General features: G+C 64.0%; 2 protein-coding genes and 1 pseudogene. All 3 read left to right on the forward strand.

All coding sequences use genetic code 11. The annotated features are described in order from the left end of the window. Window positions 1-229 (forward strand): 50S ribosomal protein L20 (gene rplT, locus I8N66_RS36505; protein ID WP_291165277.1); only part of this gene is annotated, 229 nt, incomplete at its 5' end. Between the two features lie 272 nt (window positions 230-501). Continuing rightward, window positions 502-1,584 carry a phenylalanine--tRNA ligase subunit alpha gene (gene pheS, locus I8N66_RS36510; protein WP_291165280.1) on the forward strand — a complete coding sequence of 361 codons (1,083 nt, stop codon included), beginning with the start codon at window positions 502-504 and terminating at the stop codon, window positions 1,582-1,584. A gap of 33 nt (window positions 1,585-1,617) precedes the next feature. Then, a pseudogene (pheT, locus tag I8N66_RS36515) lies at window positions 1,618-3,912 on the forward strand (phenylalanine--tRNA ligase subunit beta); the annotation flags it as partial. Window positions 3,913-3,947: the final 35 nt, after the last annotated feature.

Genomic DNA, 3,947 nt, shown 5'->3' on the forward strand with positions numbered 1-3,947 from the left:
TCTCTGGATCCAGCGCATCAACGCTGCCGTCCGCGAATTCGGCCTGACTTACGGCCGCTTCATCGACGGTCTGAACAAGGCTGGCATCGAAGTCGACCGCAAGGTTCTGTCCGACATGGCTATCCATGAGCCGGCAGCATTCGGCGCCCTCGTCGAAGCTTCCAAGAAGGCGCTCGCCTATCTCAAGGAAGCCGGCACGGCAAACGAGTTTGAAAGCGCTGTCCGTTAAGCCAGCGTTTTCCCAAAATCGTTCTTGAAATTTGTTGGGAAACCCGCGCTGGCAGGGCTAGCGCGGGTTTTTCTTATTTCGCGAGATGAACGTGCGAGACGATCGAAAGGAACCGCCCCGGTTCCGACTTCCGACGACGCTTCGGCCGGGCCTCCAGCTTCGTCGTTCTTGTGTCTTTGCACTGGCATTCTTTGCGACCGCGGCGCGATCACATTCCTGAAGACTTGAGCCGATATAGAACCGAACCCATTCCCGCATCGAGGCAGGATAGAATGAGCGAACTGGAAACACTGGAACGGACACTGCTGGCGGACATCGATGCCGCGGGCGATGAGGGATCGATCGAGGCCGTGCGTGTCAATGCGCTCGGCAAGAAGGGCTCGATCTCCGAGCTCCTGAAGACGCTCGGCACCATGACGCCGGAAGAGCGCCAGACCCGCGGCGCGCAGATCAACGCGCTGAAGACCACGGTCGCCGACGCGATCGCCGCCCGCAAGTCGGCGCTGAAGGATCAGGCGATTGCCGAGCGCCTGGCGCGCGAGACGGTCGACATCAGCCTGCCGGTGCGTTCGTCGCCCGCCGAGCGCGGCCGCATTCACCCGATCAGCCAGATCGTTGACGAGATCACCGCGATCTTCGGCGACATGGGCTTCTCGATCGCGGAAGGTCCCGATATCGAGACCGACTACTACAACTTCACGGCGCTGAATTTCCCCGAGGGCCATCCGGCCCGCGAGATGCACGACACCTTCTTCTTCAACCCGGATGACAAGGGCGATCGCAAGGTGCTGCGTACGCACACCTCGCCGGTGCAGATCCGCACCATGGAAGCGCAGCAGCCGCCGATCCGCATCATCATCCCCGGCAAGACTTACCGCCAGGATTCCGATGCGACCCATTCGCCGATGTTTCACCAGGTCGAAGGCCTGGTCATCGACAAGGCTGCGAACGTCGCCAACATGCGCTGGGTGCTGGAAGAATTCTGCAAGGCCTTCTTCGAGGTCGACCAGGTGACGATGCGTTTCCGCCCGTCCTTCTTCCCCTTCACCGAGCCGTCCTTCGAGGTCGACATCCAGTGTGACCGTTCCGGCCCGATCGTGAAGTTCGGCGAGGGCACCGACTGGATGGAGATCCTCGGCTGCGGCATGGTGCACCCGAATGTGCTGCGCTCCGGCGGGCTCGATCCGGACGAGTATCAGGGCTTCGCCTGGGGCATGGGCCTCGATCGCATCGCCATGCTGAAATACGGCATGCCGGACCTGCGCGACTTCTTCAACGCCGACGTTCGCTGGATGACCCATTACGGCTTCCGCCCGCTGGACATGCCGACGCTGTTCGGCGGTCTCTCGGCCTGATCGCGCGCAGATATTTAGGACACAGGTGAAATCATGAAATTCACGCTTTCCTGGCTCAAGGACCACCTTGAAACCGACGCCACGCTCGAGGAAATCTGCGCGCGCCTGACGATGATCGGGCTCGAAGTGGAAGATGTCGACGACAAGGCCGCCTTCAAGCCCTTCGTCATCGCCAAGGTCGTCTCGGCCGAGCAGCATCCGAACGCCGACAAGCTTCGCGTGCTGATGGTGGACACCGGCTCGGGCGCTCCGATCCAGGTCGTCTGCGGCGCACCGAATGCGCGCGCGGGCCTCGTCGGCGCCTTTGCGGCACCCGGCACCTACGTGCCCGGCATCGACGTGACGCTTGCCGTCGGCACCATCCGTGGCGTCGAAAGCCGCGGCATGATGTGCTCGGAAAAGGAACTGCAGATCTCCGACGACCACAACGGCATCATCGACCTTCCCGCCGATGCGCCCGTCGGCACGAGCTATGCCACTTACGCCGGCCTCGACGATCCGATGATCGAGATCAACCTCACGCCGAACCGGCCGGACTGCACCAGCGTCTACGGCATTGCCCGCGACCTCGCTGCCTCCGGCCTCGGCACGCTGAAGACGCGAAAGGCACCGTCCTTCGCGGTTGAAGGCGAGACGCCGGTGAAGCTGAGGCTCGACCTCGGTGAAGACACGCACCTGTGCCCGGGCTTCTCGCTGCGGCTGGTGCGCGGCGTCAAGAACGGCCCGTCGCCGAAGTGGATGCAGCAGCGGCTGCTCGCCATCGGCCTGCGCCCGATCAATGCACTGGTCGATATCACCAATTACATGACCTTCGACCAGGGCCGGCCGATGCACGTCTTCGACGCCGCCAAGGTCAAGGGCAACCTGACGGTTCGCCGCGCCAAGGACGGCGAGACGGTGCTGGCACTCGACCAGCGTGAATACAAGCTCGGCCCCAACAACGTGGTTATTGCGGACGAGAAGGCGATCGAGTCGATCGGCGGCGTCATGGGCGGCGAGCACTCCGGCTGCGACGAGAACACGACTGACGTGCTGATCGAGTCGGCCCTCTGGGATCCGATGAACATCGCGAAGACCGGCCGTACGCTCGGCATCATCACCGATGCGCGCTACCGGTTCGAGCGCGGCGTCGACCCGGAATACATGGTGCCCGGTCTCGAACGCACCACCGAACTGGTGCTCGAACTCTGCGGCGGCCAGGCGGCCAAGGCAGAAGTGGTCGGCTATGCCGGCCATACGCCGAAGATCGTCGATTTCCCGGTTTCCGAAGTGAAGCGCCTGACCGGCCTCGAAGTCTCCTCCGAGGAAAGCGTCTCGATCCTGAAGAAGCTCGGCTTCGGCGTCGAAGGTTCGGGTGAACGCTTCAAGGTCTCGGTCCCGTCCTGGCGCCCGGATGTCGACGGCAAGGCCGATCTCGTCGAAGAGGTCATGCGCATCCACGGCGTCGACAACATCATCGCCGCGCCGCTGCCGAGCCATGGCACCGTCAACGGCAAGATTCTGACAACGCTGCAGATCCGCACCCGACTCGCCAAGCGCGCGCTCGCAAGCCGCGGCATGCTGGAAGCGGTCACCTGGTCGTTCATTTCCGAGGAGCAGGCAAAGCTCTTCGGCGGCGGCTCTGCCGCGCTGAAGCTCGCCAACCCGATCGCCTCCGACATGTCGGACATGCGTCCGTCGCTGCTGCCGGGCCTGCTGACCGCTGCGCAGCGCAATGCCGACAAGGGTTTCGGCGACGTTGCGATCTTCGAAGTCTCCGGTACCTATGAAGGCGACACGCCCGATACTCAGCGCCGCGTTGCCGGCGGCATCCGCCGTGGCACGGCTTCGCTGACCGGTGCCGGTCGTCTCTGGTCGAACGCGGCCAAGGGTGGCGGCAAGCCGGTCGACGTTTTCGACGCCAAGGCCGACGCCATTGCCGTGCTCGAAGCCTGCGGCGTGCCGATGGGCAACGTTCAGTTCGAGCCGGGCGGTCCCGCCTGGTACCACCCGGGCCGTTCCGGCACGATCAAGCTCGGCCCGAAGATCGTTCTCGGCACCTTCGGCGAATTCCATCCGAAGACGCTCGAAGCGCTCGACGTCTCGGGCGCGCTCGCAGGCTTCGAGATCTATGTCGATGCCATGCCCGAGCCGAAGAAGAAGGCGACCCGCACCAAGCCGGCGCTCGACCTCTCGCCATTCCAGGCGGTGAAGCGCGACTTCGCCTTCGTCGTCGACAAGGCGGTGGAAGCTGGCGTCATCCTGCGCGCCGCCTCCGGTGCCGACCGCAAGCTAGTGACCGGCGTCAGCGTCTTCGACGTCTTCGAAGGTGCGTCGCTCGGCGAGGGCCCGACGGCGAGCCCGCATTGAAGTGCGCCGGCGGC

The sequence above is a fragment of the Ensifer sp. SSB1 genome, assembly GCF_016652895.1.
GTDB lineage: Bacteria > Pseudomonadota > Alphaproteobacteria > Rhizobiales > Rhizobiaceae > Ensifer.